The organism is Brevundimonas sp. Marseille-Q4549, assembly GCF_976940555.1.
Genome location: NZ_CDRHXG010000001.1, coordinates 906,845 through 925,056 on the forward strand (window position 1 = coordinate 906,845; position 18,212 = coordinate 925,056).

Here is an 18,212-nt window from a genome sequence, read left to right on the forward strand (position 1 = left end):
GTCTGTTACCTACACGTGCCCGAACCCCGCGCTGTGATGCACGGTAATAATCTGAGCAGCGGCGGCGAGCGCGAGACCGCGCACGACCGTCACGCGCGAAAGCGCGTTGATGAGGGTCTGCGACTGGCTGTTGCGCGGCGACATGATGCGGCCGAAGACCACGAACGATGCGGCCTTGTCAACCCCGGCCCGCGGGAAACGGCCAAGCGCCGCGAGAACGTCAGCAATCGACAACCCGATGCGGTGATCACCCGCGTCGATCGCCCAAGCGATGCGTAGCCCCATCATCATGATCAGAAGCGAGGGCGTGCGAGACGCCAGAATGCCGGCGCATGGCGATAGAGAACGGCCAGCCCGCCCGTTAAAATTGAGATCACCAGCGCCATAGCCGCGCCCCATCGCACGTCATCTTCCGGACCCGTCGAAACGAGCGCCGCCGCCAGCGACAGCACCGAAAGCGCCGAGAACGTGATGATCGCTGGCCAGTTGGGTGTCCGTTGCTGGGCGACGCCGGGCTCGACCTCCGCGAGCGGTATATCACCGACGCGCGCCAAGGCGTCTGCCACCGGATCTTCACGCGAGACCGGCGCGGGGTCTGGTTGGGCCGGAAACGGGACGATGCGGGCCTCCAGGTCCGTCATCGTCGCCCCCGCGACTTCATTGTTTTGAAAGTCAGCGCCAGACGCTCGATTGCCCCGTCTTCGTCTTCGGGCGGCCCTTCGAAAACGGCGCGTGTCAGTTCACAGAGTTGTTCGGGCCGGGGCGCCAGTCCAGCCGTTCGCGCTTCTCGATCGACCGCCACGAGCAGGCGGCTGAACCGGGTCCAGTCGAGCCCGGCGCCATACTGACGAGGTCGGTCCCCTGGGCCGTGCAGCATCCAGTGAGGATCGATGCCGAACTCCTGGTGAAGAGCGTCGAGCAGCCAGATTGGGGGATCAGATTCGCCGCGCTCCCACCCCAGATAGGTGCGGCGGGCGAAGCCGAGCCGGGCTGCGAAGGCGGACTGATTGAGACCACTGTGCTGCCGCACGGCGATCAACCGTCGGGCGATGCCTAGGCCAGGATCATTGACGGTTGCGGTGTTGGTATTTCGCACACTATGGTCTCTGCGCCGCACAAGATGGAGCTGGAGCGATGATAGACGACAAAAGGCATGCACGGATCAAGTCCGCTCTCAGTCTCAAACGCATCAGCCTGTCGGACATCGCCCGGTCGCTGGCCGTGACGCCCTCCACGGTGTCCATCGTATCGCGCGGATTCAGACGCTCGCGACGGGTCGAGCAAGCTATCGCGGACGCCTTGGGACAGCGGCCGGAAGAAATCTGGCCCGACCGCTACCGCAGCGGCTCGGCCGATCGCCGTGAGGAGGCAGCCATGCCCGCCCCCTGACCAATCTCACGCAATCCACGCCTGAAAGTGAAAAGGCCCGCGCTCGGCAAAAGCGCGGACCCTTTCGGAAGAATGGTTCGTCGTTGCGACAGCGACCCCACCAATCTCCCCGAAAGCGTCATCGCCGTCAAGGAACTCCGTCGCATCAGCGCGACGACGACCGCTGACCCGCGCCTTCCTTTCAGGCTCCCATCATCGAAACTGAACAACGGGAGCTTCCATGTTCGACCCGCGAGGCCTGCTTCGCCTCATCCTCACCACGGCCCACGGAAACCGGCAGATCGGTCGCATGATCGGCTGTTCCTACACAACCGTCGCCCGCTATCGTTCACTTGCCCTGGAGCTGTCTCTGACCAGCGAGGGCCTTTGTGCGCTCGCGGACAGTGATCTGACGGGCTTCTTCAATCCGGGCCGATCGGCGCCAAGGGCCACTGGACAGCTACAGCCGAACTGGGCGGCCGTGGCCGTGAAGGTCAAGGCCGGCCATCATCTCAAGGATCTGCACGACGCCTACATCGAGACGGCGGGCTATCAGCCGACGATGTCCTATCGCGACTACTGCCGCAAATTCCGCGACTACGACGTGGCCGCCCATCCAATCATGCGACAGCGTCATCGGCCGGGCGAAACCATGATGGTCGATTTCGCCGGCTTTCGGCCGCGCGGGCGCGACGACGACCCGGCCAGCCTGGTCCCGTTCGAACTGTTCGTCGCGGTGCTTCCGGCCTCGGATTACACCTTTGCCTGCGTCACCCGTTCCCAACGCGTGGCCGACTGGATCTGGGCGAACGACCAAGCGCTTTGTTTCTTCGGCGGCATCCCCCAGGTGATCATCTCCGACAATCTCAAGGCCGCAGTGATATCTCACAGGCGCGGACAGGCGGCGGTGATCAATCCGACGTTCCAGGCCTTCTGCGATCATCACGGAACGCTCGCCCGCCCCGCCCGGGCCTACAGTCCCACCCACAAGGCGAAGGTGGAGATCGGCGTGAAGCTGATTCAGCGCCTGCTCCGGCTGGCGCTCGCGGATCGACCAGCGATGTCTCTCGGTGAGATGAACGTCTTGCTGGCCGGACTGCTCGCCCGCCTGAACGCAAAGGCGCTGCGGCGCGCGCCCGGAGAGTCCCGCAGCACCCTGTTCGAGCAACTGGATCGCCCGGCGTTGCGGCCTCTCCAGGCGGAGCCGTTCGCCTTCTTTGAAGTCCGGCGTCAGCTGCTGCTGGGGCCGGACTACCACATCATGCATGACCAGCGCCGGTACTCGGCGCCGCACACGCTGATCGGACGGCGGGTCGATGTGCGCGGGAATGCCGCCACGGTCGAAGTCTGGCACGACGGGAAACCGGTCGGCGTCCATCCGCGCGTCGGGGTCGTCGGCGGGGTCTCCACCGACCCGGCCCATATGCCGCCTAACCACTTGGCGCGGCGCGCGGGGGAGGACGAAGATCTTGTCCTATGGTCACGCCTCCATGGTCCCGGCGTTCAGGCCGTGGTCCAGGGAGAGGCTGAGCGTCCGTTCTTCGGCGCGGCCAAGACCTCCGTCTATCGTTCATTTCGCGACCTGGCGCGGCGTGTCGGTCCCGTAAGGCTGGAAGCGGCCTGCGCTCGCGCCGTGCGGAGCGGCGAACCCCGACTGGCGCATGTGCGCAACATCCTGGATCGGAACCTGGAGTTCACCGACCCGGCTGACTTCGTCACGCCCAACGCCGCCGCCGCCACGAACGAGAACGTGCGCGGTTCCGATTATTTCACCGGAGTCTGATTCATGAACACCACCCACATCATCGACAAACTCCGCGACCTCGGCCTCAACGGCATGGTTGGAGCGATCGAGCATCACTACGCCGCTCCGGCCTTCGCCGATCTTCCGTTCCACGACCGGCTGATGCATTTGTTGCAGGCCGAAGCTGCCCATCGTGATGATCGTCGCCTGAAGCGGATCCTGAAAGCCGCGCGGTTGAAGATTCCCGCGGCGGCCGAGGACATCGATTACCGCTCCGCCCGCAACCTGGACCGGGCCCAGATGGCCGAGCTTCTGACCTGTACCTGGGTGCGACAGGCTGAGAACTTGATTCTCACGGGGGCCACGGGGACAGGCAAGACCCATTTGGCGTGCGCCTTTGGCGGTCATGCCGCCCGCGTCGGCCTGACGGTCCGGTACTATCGAACCCATCAGTTGCTGGAAGACATGGCGATCGCTCATCAGGACGGCAGCCTCGCGCGGTTGCGGATGGCGCTCGCCCGCTTCGATGTGTTGATCCTGGACGACTTCGGCCTGACGCCGCTGACCGAGCTGGGCAAACACGACCTGCTGGACATCGTGGACGCCCGAACCCGCTCGGCGTCGATCCTGTTGGCTGGCCAACTCCCGTTCAAGGAATGGCACGCCTACATCGACAATCCGATGGTCGCCGACGCCATTCTCGACCGGATGGTCAACACCAGTCACCGGATACAGTTGGCCGGCGAGTCGATGAGACGGCTCAGCCCGTCCCCGGCTGGGTGATTCCTGAAGCCTGCGGCGCCCAGTCGGCGTCGCGGGCCGTCCGGCCCCGGAGTCGGCCACTGACCAGCGCGCCCGGCACCGGGTGCCCAGCTTTGCGGCCCCCTCTAATATCGCGGGCGTATCGCGCCAGGCGGTTGCGAACTGGCGGGTTCGCTTCTCCGATTTTCCCAAGCCGCTCACAGAACTCAAGGCTGGCCCCGTCTTTCGTACGCGGCAGATCAAAATTTGGCTCAGGAAAAGGAAAGTGCCGATGGCTCGTGTTGTCTCGCTGATTAATCTGAAGGGCGGCGTCGCCAAGACGACGACGACCGTGGCGCTTGCCGAGACGCTCGCGTCGCGTTTCGGTAAGCGCATTCTAGTGATCGACCTCGATCCGCAGACCAACGCCACCACGATGCTGATTGGCGAGAAGAAGTGGAAGGCGATCAACGAGAAGGGTTGGACGCTCGCAACGCTGTTCAAGGACGCGCTAGATCCCAACCATAAGGCATTCGACCTGAAGAAGACGCTTCAGAAGGGCGTGTCCGACGTGCAGGGTGCCGAGAAAGTCGATCTTCTGCCGTCGAGCCTCGACCTCATCGACGTGCAAGACAAGCTGGCCAGTGCGCCTACCGGTCAGTTCTATTCGGTCACGCCGATCGACCTGCTCCGCCTCGCGGTCAAATCGATCCTTGATGACTATGATCTGGTTCTCGTGGATTGCCCGCCGAACCTCGGCATTATCACGCTGAACGGCCTACGCATTTCGGAGGGCTATATCATTCCCACCGTGCCGGACGTCCTGTCGACCTACGGCATCCCGCAGATCGTGAAGCGGGTCGGGAATTTCTCGAAGGAGGTCGGCGAGGACATCGAGCCGCTCGGCATCGTGATCACGAAGTATCAGGAATCATCGACTATCCACGTCAACGTCTCGCGCGATCTGCGCCGCGAGAACGATCCGCCAGTATTTAACACGGTGATCCGTCAGGCTAACCAGATTGCGGCGGCGGCAGAGTTGCAGACGAGCCGGCGCACGCTCAAGCAGAAGTACGGATATGGCGATCTGGCTACCCGCTACATCGATCTGGCGCAGGAGTTGCTCGAAAAGCTGGAGATCGACGCATGACCCTGAAACGCACTCTCACGGCGCTGGTCACCATCATCGTCGATGAAGCGGGCCGCAATGCCGAGTTCCGCGATCGGATCGAGGCCGCGCTCAGTCTGGCCAAACCCGCGCCGAAGCCGAAACCCGCAGTGAAGTCGGCGATGAAGGTGTCGCCGAAGCCTGACGGGGACACAAAGCGCAAGGGCGGGCGGCGGACCCCAGCTGTTCTTGATCCTGTTGATCTGGCGAAAAATGGTGAGGCAAACCTGCGACGAGGGCTTTCCGGGCTTGATCTAGAGCAGCTTCTTGATGTCGTCGCCCAATACGGCATGGACCCCGGCAAGCTAGTGATGAAATGGAAGGATCGAGAGAGGGTGATTGATCGCATCGTCGAACTGGCTTTGGGCCGCGCGACGAAAGGGGATGCCTTCCGTGCTCAATAGCCCGACCCCAGTTATCTCTCATGCAGGCTGCGGGCTTCAAGATGCGGCGCCCGGAGGTTTGCACCTTGATTTCGTCGATATTACAATGGGTGATGAGCTAAATACATAACCATCTGAGACAGCGTTCGGCAGAGGAACTGCCCTACGCTGCAATGATACTAATCAACACCCGATCAGCCACCACATCGATTTCAGCCAGGAGACCTTGACGCTCCTGCGACGTAACAGCTGCATGGGCTTTTTTCGTTAATCTGACCAGCGACTGATGGTCGACATTGTCACGATCATAAGTGGGGATGCTCAGGTGTTTGAAGATATTGCTTACCTGAATCTGGATCGTGTGGCTCTCGACATACTCTTGAATCAGCGACGAATTTAACGTCCCCGCCACGAAGTAGGCTTCGTCTTCGTCGTCGAAGTCGGCGAAGTAGACCTTGTGGTCGGGCACAAAGGGTCGCCGCCCGACCAAAGGAACCTCGGCATCTGTCACCACGGCGGCCTCAAAAGTGTTCGATAGTTCAGCCCATACGACCTTGTAGGGGGCGAATGTGTAGGCACCGGCATTGTAGACGACGTGCGAGGGCGCACTGCTCTGGCGCTGCTTATACGTGGAGCGACGGCCGAGAAGCGTCTGGAAGTGCTGAAAATATCGTTTCGTCTGCGGAAGTTGGTTCAAAACTCGATCAGCTTCCACGTAGTCAGCCTTATTGATGCCGGTGTTCGGCACCAGCACGTATAGCTGCTCGTTGATGTGGACGTGGCAGGCCGAGAAGTCGGCGGCACCTTTGAGAAGCGGATAGAGCAAGGTGGGCTCGATCCAGAACGTGCGGGCGGGGCCGATGTCGGTTTTACCCGCCTCGGGTCTAGTCTCCACTTGGACCAGTCCCGTTTGTGCGTTCTCGGCGAGCACTCGAACCATGTAGACGCCGTTCAGGTCGGTCGTGATGCCCTTCCTTCCGGCAATCCAGTCGCTCTTGCCTTGGATGTTCGCCATGTCCTGAAAGCGTCCCGGCGGCAGGATCGCCCAAGGTGAGTTGCTGCCGTCAACCGGCGTGGCTTCCCAAGACTTTTGGGTGACGCGGGCGAGCACCGCCGCCTTAGTCTCGGCCTCGGGGATGCTCCCGCTGGTGCCTGGCTTCTTTTCCCAGACCGCATAGGGGACTGGATATGCCGTCAGGGTGTCGGAGCTCACTTTCCGCATCCGTACAATCGCTGTTTTGTTCGCGACTTTAGAGAACGGCTTTAGAAGCTTCAGATCATCGACCCGTTCGGGGATGAGGTTTGAATCTTGGTCGATGCGGAAGCTTCGGAAGCCTTGCGATGACGGCGACTGAAAGTGCGTTTGGGTGATCACGAAGACCAGTGCACCGCCGTTCTTCAACCATTTGTCGGCGACTGTGTAAGTGATCATTCCCGAAATATCGAGTTCGTTGCCGCCGTGATACGGGGTCTCCGAGAAGATCGTATAGCGCTCGCAGGTCGGCTTGATCCGCTCTCGATACTCTTCCGGCAGGTTGGACCATCTCACCCACGGAGGGTTGCCGACTACGGCATCAAACTCGCCAGCGACAGCGGACCAGAAGAAGTTTCGGACCACCCTGAACCAGATGCCGTTCCAGGCTTGCCGGTGAAGTTCCAGAATCTGGTCGTATGTCGATGTGAGGGCGTCTCGCCACTCGACAGCTTCCTCCGATTTGAGGAGCCCCATGGTCACAAGCTGCTGTTCGACCGTGGTGTAGGGGTCTTCCTGCTGAACGGCCGCGTGCATGACGACGAACGCCGCATCGAGGCGAACACGGTCGAAAGCGAGGGCGGCCGGTAGACGGATGTTGAGATTAGCCTGCGCGCTGCCGATGCCGTATTCCACATAGTCCTCGTCCTTTCCGGGCTGCTGCGCGGGCGAGTAGACCGCGTCAGCCAAGAGGACGGGCAGTTCGACTTCAATCCCGACGCTCGCCACAAGGTCCGCCACGGCGATCAGGAAATTCACCCGAGCCGCTTGAACAGCCAGCGGATTGAGGTCAAAGCCCCAGACCTGATTGAGTAACCCGGCTAGGGTTTCGGCTGGGGACCGACCGGCGGCTTCCGCCAACCGGCGTTTGCGTCGGATTGCTTCCAGGAGGAAAGAACCGGACCCACACGTCGGATCAAGAACCCGCGCGGTGCTCCAGTCGGCAATCTCGGCTCGATCACAAGCCACATCCACGAGCCAGTCAGGGGTGTAGAACTCCCCAAGCGCCTTACGCAGCGTTTCGGGGACGAGCGCTTGGTAGAATGTTTTGAGGACGTCGCGGGAACGCGCGGCCGTCAGGTCGTCCATCCTGTAGAGCGCCAGTTGCGTCAGGAGAGGACGGATCGCAGCGCACAGGTCGGCTCGCTCTTTCTCTGGAATGCTGCCGTCAACGTACCAGGAGAAGACGGCTTCCTCGACGAAGCCTTTGATGCGGGCAGCTTCAAAGAAGGCGCCGCGTTCAACCTCGACGTCCAGGGCGTGGAGAAGTCCTGCGTCGTCGTAGCTAAGGAGGTGTTCGCAGAAGTCCGGAAACGCCGTCAGTCGATACTGAGCCACGATCTCTGCGGCCAGAAGCTTCATGACGAACGCGTTGTAAGAGTGGATCACAAACAGCGACGCTGACACCACATCCGCAAGGGGCAGTTTAGGTGAGAACGGGATGTGCTTCCTGATCTCCGCCGCCTGTGCTTTCGACAGGTCCGCGACCTGGCCGAAAAGCGTGCGCCACTCGACGAACAACAGCTTGATCTTGTTATTGCCCGGCGCGGTCAGTTGACGCTCCAAGATCGCGACCAGCGCGGCCATCGCCGTCCGTCCGATCTCGCCCTTGTGGCCGAAATCCTCGACGAGATTGTCTGACGTGACGGCGCGCCGTTTGGAGTCTGCGCAGGCCTGCGCCACTAGGTCGACCGACGCTTCGTTGAACGGCAGGAGATTGCGGTGGGTGATCTCGCCAGCCTTCATGAAGGCAAAGCAGATGTGCATCCCGTCGATGGCTATCCCGATATAGTCTTCTTCGGGAAGGCCCTCGTCCTTGGCACGACGTCGAATGTATTTGTCGAGCCGGTCGAAGACCGCTTCCCTGAAGGCGGCGCTGGTCGTGCTGCCCTTGAACAAACCTCGGTCTTTGAACTCGATGATGACCTGGTTGTAGGAGGCGTCGTTGCGCCCGCGTTCCGCGTGGAAGGTGATGCCCAGGCTGTTCTCAATGTGCTTGAGCCAGCCTTTCCTCACTTCCTCTTCATTCGCCCAGTTCGGATTATCCTTGGCGAGTTTTACGTGAAGGTCGCTCAAGACAGCACCCGGCTAAGCGTTGCGCCGGGAATAGCCGGAGGCTCTCCACGGTCGATACAAAGTGCCCCCGGCAACAAGATTGCCCGATATGGAAGCTGGATATCTGCCGCAGTTAACATTGCCTCAGCCCTGAGAGAAGCAAAACGGCCTTTCTGGCTCTCAAAAAGCGATTCACGATAAACCCGATTTCGGCAATCCCGTAACGATTCCCGAACCCGGATCTGACGCCCATTAGACTGGACAATGAAAAGTCGGATTTCGTGATCGGCGAGCACAAGAGTTGTCATGATCGGATCATGACCGTAACCGAACGCCCGGTCCGCCTGAGGTGTCTGAAGGCAAAAAGATCGCACCAGCAGTTTCCAGCGCTGACTGCAGGCGTTCAAGTGTCCCCGTATGCATGCCACCGCGACCCGTTTCAAACCGATGGATCGTTGAGTCAGCGACACCTGAACGTTCAGCGAGCACTTTAACGCTTATGCCTAGGCCAGCGCGAGCCATACGAATTTGAGCGGGGTTGATCATTTTTAGAGAAAATCTCCGACTAGTTGCGGAATTCCGTTGACTTAGTCGGCGAATTCCGCTGAACTCTAACTGAAATACTCCGAAACTCCACCGTTCAGCATGTTCTGAGCGACCGGGCGGCTGCGCGGGAGGTCACGCATGCCTAAGGATCAGAGGCTACTGTCTAGGCAGCGGAAGTGGAGGCGATGCCCTCCGGCGCGCCGCTTGGCCATTGCCTTCGCCCATAACGCCCGAGGCTTCCACGCGATGGCATGGACAGGCGATGACCGCGTCGGCGCCCAGTCGGCCTATCACTCCGCCATCGCCATTGAGTTGGGCCTCAAAGCCTATCTCCTGCATCGCGGCTTCTCTGACGATTGGACCCGTGTCTGGCTTCGTCACGACCTTAGCAAGTCGCTCCGCTGCGTCCGGATGCTGGGATTCAAGGATGTCCCTGACGGCATTGCCGAACTCGCTACCGCGCTCGGCCCGCTTTATGTTTCTGGCGCCCTGCGCTCCGGCATGAAGCCCGACCTCCCGCTTCCGCCCGAAGTCGCCGACCAAGTGATCTGTGATTTTCTGAGCGCCGTGGAGGCCGCGATAGGAATCGACAGTGGGACAGATCAATGACCCTGCCGCCCTCATCCTCCGAAGAAGACCGCAAGCGCCAAGTTCTTGTTCGGGCGATCCACCGACTGCCCCGGCGCTGTCGAGACGTCTTTGTCCTCCATCGCTTCGCGGGATTGCCTTTGAAGCAGATCGCCGAGCACTTGGGCATCGAGAAGAGGGTGGTCGAAACGCGTCTGGCGGAGGCGCTGGTTCGGCTGAGCCGCGCCGTCGAGGGAGCAAGTGGATTGGAGCCGCTAAAACGCAAATGAGGGTCTAGGGCAGGATAGGCTTTGCGCCGGCATTGTCTGACAAGCGGAGCCGTATTGACCCTCATTTTTGGGGTGGAGAGCAGCGCCGCCCGCCCGCTTCAACCCCGCTTCGCGCCCTGCGGGCTGCGGCAAGCGCCGCAGGCGTTGACCCGGTCTGCCGCCGCCGCTGAGGGCTGGGCGTGATCGATGGATCGATCCGCTTTGCGATGAAGCGGCGGCCGAGGATTTCCGAGGGAAAGGTTACGGGTATGCGCGCAGTTTCAGAGCGATCAGCTTGGCGGCTATGTACGTCCAGCCGTCATCAGAGCCGGAGGCGCGTCGGCGCCGGACTCCGCAAGCCCGGCGAGTTGGCGTACAATCGGCCGTCTGCGTCACCGACACCTGGCCTGATGATCTCCCGATCACCCCGGCTGAACTTCAGGCGGTGGAGGCGTGGCTTGGCGAGGTGCTCGACGAGGTTCTGGGTCCGCGCCTCTGAGAGGAGCAGGACATGAGCAGCAACGTAGTGACCAGCGGCGTTCAGACCCGCGCCGCCCTCTATCTCCGCGTCTCTACCGGGCGGCAGGCCGTTAACGATCTGTCGATCCCTGACCAGCGCCGCCAGCTTGAGGCCTACTGCGAGGTCAAGGGCTGGGAAGCGACGGCTGAGTATGTCGAGCCGGGCAACACCGCTACGGACGACCGGCGCCCTTCCTTTCAGTCCATGATCGAGGCGGCGCTGACGAAGCCGCCCGCCTTCGACATGATCGTGGTGCACAGCTTCTCACGCTTCTTCCGCGATCAGTTCCAGTTTGAGTTCTACGTTCGGAAGCTGGCGAAGAACGGGGTGCGTCTCGTCTCCATCACCCAGGAGCTGGGTGACGATCCGATGAGCGTGATGATGCGCCAGATCATGACCCTCTTCGACGAGTACCAATCTCGCGAGAACGCCAAGCACACCCTCCGAGCCATGAAGGAGAACGCCCGCCAGGGCTTTTGGAACGGCGCCCGACCGCCCATCGGCTACCGCATCGTCGCCGCCGAGCAGCGCGGGGCCAAGATCAAGAAGACCTTGGAGATCGACCCGCTCCAAGCCGAGACAGTCCGCACCATCTACCGCTGGGCGCTGACCGGCGACGGAGCGCAGGGGCCGATGGGTTTGAAGACCATCGCCACACGCCTGAACGATCAGAACGTCCGCACTCGCGACGGCGGGCGTTGGGGCATCAGCGCCGTCCATCAGATCCTGACCCGCACGACCTACATGGGCGAGCACCGGTTCAACACTCGCGACCACAAGACCAAGGCGCCGAAGCCTGAGTCGGAACACGCCATCATGGCTGTGCCCGCCATCGTCTCGAAGGCGGACCACGAGGCTGTCAGAACGCGCCTCACCTCCCGAAATCCGAAGTGGACGCCGCCGCGAGTCTCCACCGGCCCGAACCTGCTGACGGGTATCTGCTTCTGCGGCGCATGCGGCGGCGCCATGACGCTGAGAACCGGCAAGGGCAGCGCGGGCGGCCAGTACCGCTACTACGCCTGTTCGACCAAGGCCCGCATGGGCGAGGCAGGCTGCAAGGGCCTCGCCGTCCCGATGCACAAACTCGATGACGCCATCATCGACCACCTCGAATCTCGCTTGCTCGATCCGCATCGTCTAGCGGCGCTGATGGAACAGCTTTTAGATCGGCGGGAGGAATGGGCCGACCAGCGGCGCAGCCACATAGCGGAGATGCGCAAGCGCGCCACCGAGGCCGACGCCAAGCTCAATCGGCTCTACGAGGCTATCGAGAACGGTCTGCTGTCGCCGGACGACGCCTCGCTGAAGGATCGCGTCGCTGAACTCTCCAGCGTCCGCGATCAGGCCAGAGCAGATGCTGAGCGGATCAGCGCGTCCGTGGATCGGCTGGCGCCCACGATCACAACGGACGCTCTAAACCGATTTGCCAGCGCCGCGCGGCGCAAGCTGCGGGATCGCACCAGCGGCTATCGGCGGGATCACCTCCGAGCTCTGACCCAGCGGGTGGAGGTCATCAGCAAGACAGAGGCGCGCATCATCGGCTCACGAACCGAGCTTCTGCGGGCCTTAGCGTCTAGCGATGGTGGAAGTTACGCCGCCGCTGGCGGAGTTCTCGGTTTTAAACCGAAGTGGCGCACCCGAAGAGATTCGAACTCCTGACCCCCAGATTCGTAGTCTGGTGCTCTATCCAGCTGAGCTACGGGTGCGCATGCCTTGCGGCGAGGGCGGGTCTTTAACCGCTGGATCGGGCGGACGCAAGCGGGCGATTGCAGTTTATCCGCATTGAACGGTTGGCTCGGCGGTCATGACGGCTTAGGTCCGAGGACGACGTCTTTCCCACCGTCCGGATTCTTTCATGACCGCCCTTCGTCGCTGCCTCGCCGCCTTGCTTGCGCCCGTCGTCCTGGCGGGTTGCCAGACCGGAGCTCAGACCGGGCCCGTGACCGGGCCGACGGTTCCGCAGGCTTCCGTCCTGGCTGATGCGCCGCATCCGACGGGGACCAGGGCGCACGGGCCGTTCGTGGCCGCCGCCAATCCGCTGGCGGTCGAGGCGGGGATGCGAGTGTTGCGGCGCGGGGGATCGGCCGTCGACGCCGCCGTGGCGATCCAGGCGGTGCTGGGCCTGGTGGAGCCGCAATCGTCCGGTCTGGGCGGCGGCGCCTTCCTGATGGCCTATGACGCAGGGACCGGGGCGATCACGGCCTATGACGGACGCGAGACGGCGCCCGCCTCGGCGACCCCCGAACTCTTCTATGAGGATGGCAAGCCTCTGGGCTTCGTCGATGCGATCCTGTCCGGCCGGTCGACGGGCGCGCCGGGCGCGGTGGCCATGCTGGCGATGGCGCAGAAGGATCACGGCAAACTGCCCTGGCGTGACCTGTTCGGCGACGCCGAGCGTCTGGCGCGCGACGGTTTCGTGGTCAGCCCGCGTCTGGCGGGAATGATCAACGGCAATGCGCCCCAAGCCAAGACGCCGGCGGCGACCGCCTATTTCACCCGCCCGGATGGACGGCGCTATCAGGCGGGCGACCTGCTGAAAAACCCCGCCTACGCCGATACCGTGGCGCGTCTGGCCAAGGACGGCCCGGGCGTCTTCTATGGCGGGGCGATCGGACGCGACATCGCCGCCGCCGTGGCGGAAGGCCCGCGCCCCGGCGGCCTCACCGAGGCGGACATCGCCGCCTATCGTCCGCTGCGACGCGACGCGATCTGCCGTCCGTATCGAATCTATGTCGTCTGCGTGCCGCCGCCGCCGTCCAGCGGCCTGTCGCTGCTGCAGTTTCTGGGCATGGCGGAACAGACCCCGGACCTAACCAAGGGCGCCGACAGTCCCGAGGCCTGGGTGGCCTTCGGGCGGTTGCAGCGGCTGATGTACGCCGACCGCGACCGCTACGTCGGCGACGCCGACTTCGTGGGCGTGCCGATCGCGGGCCTGCTGGACCCGGACTATATGGCGTCTCGCGCTGCCCTGGCGCCTAATCTGAACGGACCGGCGTCGCCGGGCCGGCCGACGGGCTCGCCTCCGCGGGGCGAGGACCGCACCGCCGAGCCGGGCGGCACCACCCATTTCGTCGTCGTGGATGCGGAGGGCGACGCCGTCAGCATGACCACGACGGTCGAGAGCCTGTTCGGCAGCGGGCGGATGGCGGACGGCTTCTTCCTGAACAACCAGCTGACCGACTTCTCCTTCACGCCGACCGAGAACGGCCATCCGGCCGCCAATGCGGTGGCGGCTGGAAAGCGACCGAGGTCGAGCATGACGCCGGTGCTGATCCTTGATCGGCAGGGAAATCTGGTCGGTGCGGTCGGCTCGCCGGGAGGCTCCAGCATCCTGGCCTATGTGGCCAAGGCCTTGATCGGCGTGATCGACTGGAACCTGTCGATGGCCGAGGCCGTCGCCTTGCCCAATCTGGTGGTGCGGGGGTCTATGGTCGGCGCCGACACCGAGCAGATGGCGCCGGACATCCGCGACGCCCTGGGGCGGGCGGGCATGACGCTGCGACCCAATGCGACTGAGACCTCGGGCCTTCATGGCGCCATCTGGCGCGATGGGCGATGGGACGGCGGGGCGGATCCGCGACGCGAAGGGGTGGCGGTGTCGGAAGCCCGCTAGGGTCGGATCAGCGGCGCGGTTTGATCGACAGCTGGAAGGCGATCAGCCCTTCGCTGACGTCGGTGTCCAGGCCGTTCGCGCCGCGCAGACCCTTGCCGGCGTCGATCTCGCGATAGACGACGCCCACCGAGGTCTGAACGTCGCCCCGGCGATAGGCCACGCCGATGGAGGCGTCGCCCAGAAAGGCGCCGCGGTCCTGGGTGTAGCCCGAGCGGGCGTAGTCGCCGTCACGCGTGCGGGCGAAGTTGTAGCCGACGGCCCGCCCCGATCCGGCGGCGTAGACATACCAGCGTGGACGCTGGCCGAATCGTTCGTCGCCATCGGGCGCCAACCGGTCCAGGCCCTCGCCGATCTTCAGCGTCACGCCCGCCTCGGCGGAACGTCCCTCGCTGCCGACGCCGACGCCGGCGTGGGGCGTCAGGCTGACCTCCAGGCCCGAGGGCGTATGGCCATGCGCGCCTCGGAAGCCCCGCACATAGCGCAGATCGTAAGCTTCGGGCGACAGTTCGGCGCGCTCGCCCAGACTGACGGGCAGGGGCGAGCCGTCGGCGCGACGCAGGCGGCCGGCGGTCTCCAGCGTCACCCGGTCGGTGAAGTCGGCGCGGTCGATCCAGACGTCGTGGCGGGTGGTGGCGACGAGGCCCGCGCTATTGTCAGCGGGACGCAAAGCCGACGGGATGTCGATTTCACCCCCGAAACGCGCCTGGGGGTCGATGTGGACGCCGGGTTGCAGGGCCGGCCGGGCCGGGCTGTCGTCAAAGGCGTTGGGAACCCGGATCTGGGCGGTCGCGGCGGTCGCGCCGGCCATCGCCAGCACGCCTCCCATTCCGATGATCCAGGCCGTCGAACGCATTCGGTCTCCCCACCGTCCGCTGGCCCTTACCCTGCACCACCCGGCGCAGGAGTCCAACAGACATTATCGACACGGTTTCGTCACTTTTGAACGACGGCGACCGGGTCGGGGTTCCCGATGCGAAAAGGGCTCCGCGTTGCGGAGCCCTTTGTACGGTCTGATCGGCGTCGGCCTTACTGGCAGGCCAGGCACTCGTCGTAGTCGGTCTTGGGCATGGAGAAGAGGTCGGGCTGGTTCGGATCGATCTCGGCCTCGGCCTTGTCCTCGGCGCCGGCGAAAGCCGCGCGCTGAACCGACTTGGAGCGCAGATAGTACAGCGACTTCACGCCGCGCTCCCACGCCGACCAGTGCAGCATGTGCAGGTCCCACTTGTTGACGTCGCCGGGGATGAACAGGTTCAGCGACTGGGCCTGGCAGATTTCCGGCGCGCGGTCGGCGGCCAGTTCGACCACCCAGCGCTGGTCCAGTTCGAAGGCGGTCTTGAACACGCCCTTTTCGTCCTCGGTCAGGGCGTCCAGGTGCTGGACCGAGCCCTCATGCTCCAGGATGGAGCTCCACACCGCCTCGGTGTTGATGCCCTTGTCGTCGAGCAGGCGCTCCAGATAGGGGTTCTTGACCGCGAACGAGCCCGACAGGGTCTTGTGGGTGTAGATGTTGGCCGGGATCGGCTCGATGCCCGCAGACGTGCCGCCGCAGATGATCGAGATGGAGGCGGTGGGGGCGATGGCCAGCTTGTGGCTGAACCGCTCCATCACGCCGCGCTCCTCGGCGTCCAGGCAGGGGCCCTTCTCTTCGGCCAGCAGGCGGCTGGCCTTGTCGGCCTCGCGGCGCAGGTGTTTGAACAGGCGCATGTTCCACGACTTGGCCATGGCGCTTTCGAAGGCCACGCCCTGACCCTGCAGGAAGGAATGGAAGCCCATCAGGCCCAGACCCACCGAACGCTCGCGCTTGGCCGAATAGACGGCGGCGGCCATGGCGGGCGGGGCGCGGCGGATGAAATCCTCCAGAACATTGTCCAGGAACCGCATCAGGTCCTCGACGAAGCGCGGCTCCTCGCGCCATTCCAGGAAGGTCTCGGCGTTGACCGACGACAGGCAGCAGACGGCGGTCCGGTCCACGCCCAGGTGGTCGCGGCCGGTGTGCAGCATGATCTCGGCGCACAGGTTCGACTGTTTGACCTTCAGGCCCAGGTCGCGCTGGTGCGGCGCCATCTGGCGGTTCACCGTGTCCGAGAAGATCAGATAGGGCTCGCCGGTCTGCATGCGGATGTCGAGCAGCTTGGTCCACAGCGAACGGGCGTCGACAGTCTTCATGACCGCGCCGTCCTTGGGCGACTTCAGGTCGAAGGTTCCGCCGACCTTGACGGCCTCCATGAACTCGTCGGTGACGTTGATGCCGTGGTGCAGGTTCAGGGACTTGCGATTGAAGTCGCCCGACGGTTTGCGGATCTCCAGGAACTCCTCGATTTCCGGGTGGTGGATGTCCAGATAGACGGCGGCCGAACCGCGACGCAGCGACCCCTGCGAAATCGCCAGGGTCAGACTGTCCATCACGCGGATGAAGGGGATGATGCCCGAGGTCTTGCCCGCGCCCTTGACCTTTTCGCCGATGGAGCGGACGCCGCCCCAGTAGGTGCCGATGCCGCCGCCGTTCGAGGCCAGGGCCACATTCTCGTTCCAGACGTTCTGGATGCCGTCCAGGCTGTCGCCCACCGCATTCAGGAAGCAGGAGATCGGCAGGCCGCGGTCGGCGCCGCCGTTCGACAGGACCGGGGTGGCGGGCATGAACCACAGGCGGCTCATATAGTCATACAGGCGCTGGGCGTGGTCGGCGTCGTCCGAGAAGGCGGTCGATACCCGGGCGAACATGTCCTGATAGCTTTCGCCCGGAAGCAGATAGCGGTCTTCCAGCGTCTTCTTGCCGAAATCGGTCAGCAGATCGTCGCGCGACCGGTCCACCTGGACCGATTTCACCACGGTCAGATGCGGCCGTTCAGGCATCGGCGTCGCCGCAACACCTTGGAATTCGGTCGTCTTCAACGCCTCGCCGCCAGCCATGATCATCCGCGTCCTGAACAGAAACAGCCTAGAGCCACCTGCGCTTCGACCACATCATCTAGTGGCGTTCACGCTCCCCGAGCCCACATATAGGGCGCATATGCCTAATGACCCGTCAACGGGTTGACGTCGGCCTTTGTGGGCGAATCGGTCGGACAACTGTTCTCACGCTGTTGAAAAGCCTGAGCTCAAGCCTGCGACATGCCGATGACGGCCCTGCGTCAAAACATCACGAACGCGTGATCGGAACGCGCCGCCAGCTTCGCCGTTCCAGTCCCCTATGACCCCTGCGCTCGATCGTCCCTTTCTGACACGTCTCGTGGCGAAGGCCCGGACAGAACTGGCCGTCTTGAGCGCCCTGTTCGTCGCGGCGACCGGGGTGCTGGTCTTCGTCGAGGTCGCCGACGACATGACCGAGGCCGACGGCCAGGCCTTCGACCATCATGTCCTGGCCCTGATGCGGCCCTACGCCGACGATCCCGGCCGACCGTGGGGGCCGTGGTGGCTGAAGGAGGCGGCGGCCGACATCACCGCGCTGGGCGGCATATCGGTGCTGGGCCTGTTCGCCCTGATCGTGATCGTCTTTCTGGTGGCGCAGCGCAAATGGCTGTCGGCGGTCCTGCTGCCGCTGGGGTTGGCGGGCGGGGTCGCGCTCAGCGAAGGGCTGAAGGCGGTGTTCGAACGCGAACGACCGCCCGTCGCCGTCCAGGCGGTGGAGACGATCAACGCCAGCTTCCCGTCCGGCCATGCGCTTCTGTCCACTGTCTTCTATCTGACCGTCGCCGTCATGCTGACCCGCGCCTTTCCACAGAAGCGGCTGAAAGCTCTGGTGCTGGGCGTCGGCGTCCTTCTGGCCCTGCTGGTGGGGGTGACGCGCATCTATCTGGGCGCGCACTGGGCCTCGGACGTCATCGCCGGCTGGGCCGTGGGCGCCGCCTGGGCCATGGTGTTGTGGCTGGCCGCCTACGCCGTCGAGCGGTTCCAGAAGCGGCGTCATGCATCGTTGCAGGATCATGAGGCGCGGGAACGAACGCAGGCCGCGACGAAAGTCTAGCGGCGCGCGCCGCTTTCGAGAG

17 protein-coding genes and 1 tRNA gene are annotated in these 18,212 nt (G+C 63.7%); 10 read left to right on the plus strand and 8 right to left on the minus strand.

Annotated features, from left to right (window positions below; all coding sequences use genetic code 11):
* Positions 1-9: 9 nt before the first annotated feature.
* From ACWPV3_RS04555 to ACWPV3_RS04565, 3 genes are read right to left on the minus strand one after another with little or no spacing between them, the layout of a single operon-like run.
* Entirely contained in the window at positions 10-291 is a 282-nt protein-coding gene (locus tag ACWPV3_RS04555; protein ID WP_453977021.1) for a hypothetical protein, read from the minus strand.
* A gap of 2 nt (positions 292-293) precedes the next feature.
* A complete protein-coding gene (locus ACWPV3_RS04560) occupies positions 294-641 on the minus strand; it encodes a hypothetical protein (protein ID WP_453977022.1) in 348 nt (115 codons plus the stop codon).
* Positions 638-1,096 (minus strand): helix-turn-helix domain-containing protein, encoded by a 459-nt coding sequence (locus ACWPV3_RS04565; RefSeq protein WP_453977023.1) that lies wholly within the window; start codon positions 1,094-1,096, stop codon positions 638-640. The genes ACWPV3_RS04560 and ACWPV3_RS04565 overlap by 4 nt, the downstream gene beginning before the upstream one ends.
* Before the next feature lie 38 nt (positions 1,097-1,134).
* Here ACWPV3_RS04565 and ACWPV3_RS04570 point away from each other — a divergent pair, with 38 nt between their 5' ends.
* The 5 genes from ACWPV3_RS04570 (at position 1,135) to ACWPV3_RS04590 (ending at position 5,425) form a co-directional block, all read left to right on the plus strand.
* Positions 1,135-1,389, plus strand: coding sequence for a helix-turn-helix domain-containing protein (locus tag ACWPV3_RS04570; RefSeq protein WP_291720614.1), 255 nt, complete (start codon positions 1,135-1,137; stop codon positions 1,387-1,389).
* A gap of 220 nt (positions 1,390-1,609) precedes the next feature.
* The gene (gene istA, locus ACWPV3_RS04575; protein WP_453977024.1) at positions 1,610-3,151 is read left to right on the plus strand and encodes an IS21 family transposase; all 1,542 of its coding nucleotides are present in this window, start codon (positions 1,610-1,612) and stop codon (positions 3,149-3,151) included.
* A gap of 3 nt (positions 3,152-3,154) precedes the next feature.
* Complete coding sequence (gene istB, locus ACWPV3_RS04580) at positions 3,155-3,895, plus strand: IS21-like element helper ATPase IstB (RefSeq protein WP_453977025.1); 741 nt, start codon at positions 3,155-3,157, stop codon at positions 3,893-3,895.
* A gap of 250 nt (positions 3,896-4,145) precedes the next feature.
* Positions 4,146-5,003 (plus strand): ParA family protein, encoded by an 858-nt coding sequence (locus tag ACWPV3_RS04585; protein WP_453977026.1) that lies wholly within the window; start codon positions 4,146-4,148, stop codon positions 5,001-5,003.
* The gene (locus tag ACWPV3_RS04590) at positions 5,000-5,425 is read left to right on the plus strand and encodes a hypothetical protein (protein ID WP_453977027.1); all 426 of its coding nucleotides are present in this window, start codon (positions 5,000-5,002) and stop codon (positions 5,423-5,425) included. The genes ACWPV3_RS04585 and ACWPV3_RS04590 overlap by 4 nt, the downstream gene beginning before the upstream one ends.
* A gap of 142 nt (positions 5,426-5,567) precedes the next feature.
* Here the strand turns inward: ACWPV3_RS04590 and ACWPV3_RS04595 are convergent, their stop codons facing one another.
* Together ACWPV3_RS04595 and ACWPV3_RS04600 are read right to left on the minus strand one after the other, a co-directional pair.
* Complete coding sequence (locus tag ACWPV3_RS04595; RefSeq protein ID WP_453977028.1) at positions 5,568-8,732, minus strand: Eco57I restriction-modification methylase domain-containing protein; 3,165 nt, start codon at positions 8,730-8,732, stop codon at positions 5,568-5,570.
* Positions 8,733-9,026: 294 nt separating this feature from the next.
* A complete protein-coding gene (locus ACWPV3_RS04600) occupies positions 9,027-9,257 on the minus strand; it encodes a helix-turn-helix domain-containing protein (RefSeq protein ID WP_453977029.1) in 231 nt (76 codons plus the stop codon).
* A 204-nt stretch (positions 9,258-9,461) separates the two neighbouring features.
* Between ACWPV3_RS04600 and ACWPV3_RS04605 the strand changes: the two genes are divergently transcribed.
* The 3 genes from ACWPV3_RS04605 (at position 9,462) to ACWPV3_RS04615 (ending at position 12,272) form a co-directional block, all read left to right on the plus strand.
* Entirely contained in the window at positions 9,462-9,866 is a 405-nt protein-coding gene (locus ACWPV3_RS04605) for a hypothetical protein (protein ID WP_453977030.1), read from the plus strand.
* Entirely contained in the window at positions 9,863-10,114 is a 252-nt protein-coding gene (locus ACWPV3_RS04610) for a sigma-70 family RNA polymerase sigma factor (protein WP_453977031.1), read from the plus strand. Before ACWPV3_RS04605 ends, ACWPV3_RS04610 begins: the two co-directional genes overlap by 4 nt.
* 490 nt (positions 10,115-10,604) lie before the next feature.
* Complete coding sequence (locus tag ACWPV3_RS04615) at positions 10,605-12,272, plus strand: recombinase family protein (RefSeq protein WP_453977032.1); 1,668 nt, start codon at positions 10,605-10,607, stop codon at positions 12,270-12,272.
* Here ACWPV3_RS04615 and ACWPV3_RS04620 read toward each other — a convergent pair.
* Positions 12,243-12,319 (minus strand) — tRNA-Arg (locus ACWPV3_RS04620). The two genes, ACWPV3_RS04615 and ACWPV3_RS04620, sit on opposite strands and share 30 nt — an antisense overlap.
* Before the next feature lie 149 nt (positions 12,320-12,468).
* Between ACWPV3_RS04620 and ACWPV3_RS04625 the strand changes: the two genes are divergently transcribed.
* The gene (locus ACWPV3_RS04625; protein ID WP_453977033.1) at positions 12,469-14,226 is read left to right on the plus strand and encodes a gamma-glutamyltransferase family protein; all 1,758 of its coding nucleotides are present in this window, start codon (positions 12,469-12,471) and stop codon (positions 14,224-14,226) included.
* 7 nt (positions 14,227-14,233) lie between these two features.
* On the opposite strand, the gene ACWPV3_RS04630 is transcribed toward ACWPV3_RS04625, so the two are convergent.
* On the minus strand, positions 14,234-15,079 hold the full coding sequence (locus tag ACWPV3_RS04630; RefSeq protein ID WP_453977034.1) for a lipid A-modifier LpxR family protein: 846 nt from the start codon (positions 15,077-15,079) through the stop codon (positions 14,234-14,236).
* Positions 15,080-15,252: 173 nt separating this feature from the next.
* Positions 15,253-17,079, minus strand: a complete 1,827-nt coding sequence (locus ACWPV3_RS04635; protein WP_453978501.1) for a ribonucleoside-diphosphate reductase subunit alpha — start codon at positions 17,077-17,079, stop codon at positions 15,253-15,255.
* Between the two features lie 406 nt (positions 17,080-17,485).
* On the opposite strand from ACWPV3_RS04635, the gene ACWPV3_RS04640 reads away from it, so the two are divergent.
* Positions 17,486-18,190 (plus strand): phosphatase PAP2 family protein, encoded by a 705-nt coding sequence (locus ACWPV3_RS04640; protein WP_313454221.1) that lies wholly within the window; start codon positions 17,486-17,488, stop codon positions 18,188-18,190.
* The last annotated feature ends 22 nt before the right edge of the window (positions 18,191-18,212 follow it).

Excerpts from the sequence above, each read along its gene's own strand:
- ACWPV3_RS04625 (WP_453977033.1), top strand. The coding sequence starts at position 12,469 with ATGACCGCCCTTCGTCGCTGCCTCGCCGCCTTGCTTGCGCCCGTCGTC.
- ACWPV3_RS04555 (WP_453977021.1), bottom strand. The coding sequence starts at position 291 with ATGATGATGGGGCTACGCATCGCTTGGGCGATCGACGCGGGTGATCAC.
- ACWPV3_RS04630 (WP_453977034.1), bottom strand. The coding sequence starts at position 15,079 with ATGCGTTCGACGGCCTGGATCATCGGAATGGGAGGCGTGCTGGCGATG.
- ACWPV3_RS04615 (WP_453977032.1), top strand. The coding sequence starts at position 10,605 with ATGAGCAGCAACGTAGTGACCAGCGGCGTTCAGACCCGCGCCGCCCTC.
- istB (WP_453977025.1), top strand. The coding sequence starts at position 3,155 with ATGAACACCACCCACATCATCGACAAACTCCGCGACCTCGGCCTCAAC.
- ACWPV3_RS04570 (WP_291720614.1), top strand. The coding sequence starts at position 1,135 with ATGATAGACGACAAAAGGCATGCACGGATCAAGTCCGCTCTCAGTCTC.
- ACWPV3_RS04560 (WP_453977022.1), bottom strand. The coding sequence starts at position 641 with ATGACGGACCTGGAGGCCCGCATCGTCCCGTTTCCGGCCCAACCAGAC.
- ACWPV3_RS04585 (WP_453977026.1), top strand. The coding sequence starts at position 4,146 with ATGGCTCGTGTTGTCTCGCTGATTAATCTGAAGGGCGGCGTCGCCAAG.
- istA (WP_453977024.1), top strand. The coding sequence starts at position 1,610 with ATGTTCGACCCGCGAGGCCTGCTTCGCCTCATCCTCACCACGGCCCAC.
- ACWPV3_RS04600 (WP_453977029.1), bottom strand. The coding sequence starts at position 9,257 with ATGATCAACCCCGCTCAAATTCGTATGGCTCGCGCTGGCCTAGGCATA.
- ACWPV3_RS04610 (WP_453977031.1), top strand. The coding sequence starts at position 9,863 with ATGACCCTGCCGCCCTCATCCTCCGAAGAAGACCGCAAGCGCCAAGTT.
- ACWPV3_RS04590 (WP_453977027.1), top strand. The coding sequence starts at position 5,000 with ATGACCCTGAAACGCACTCTCACGGCGCTGGTCACCATCATCGTCGAT.
- ACWPV3_RS04635 (WP_453978501.1), bottom strand. The coding sequence starts at position 17,079 with ATGCCTGAACGGCCGCATCTGACCGTGGTGAAATCGGTCCAGGTGGAC.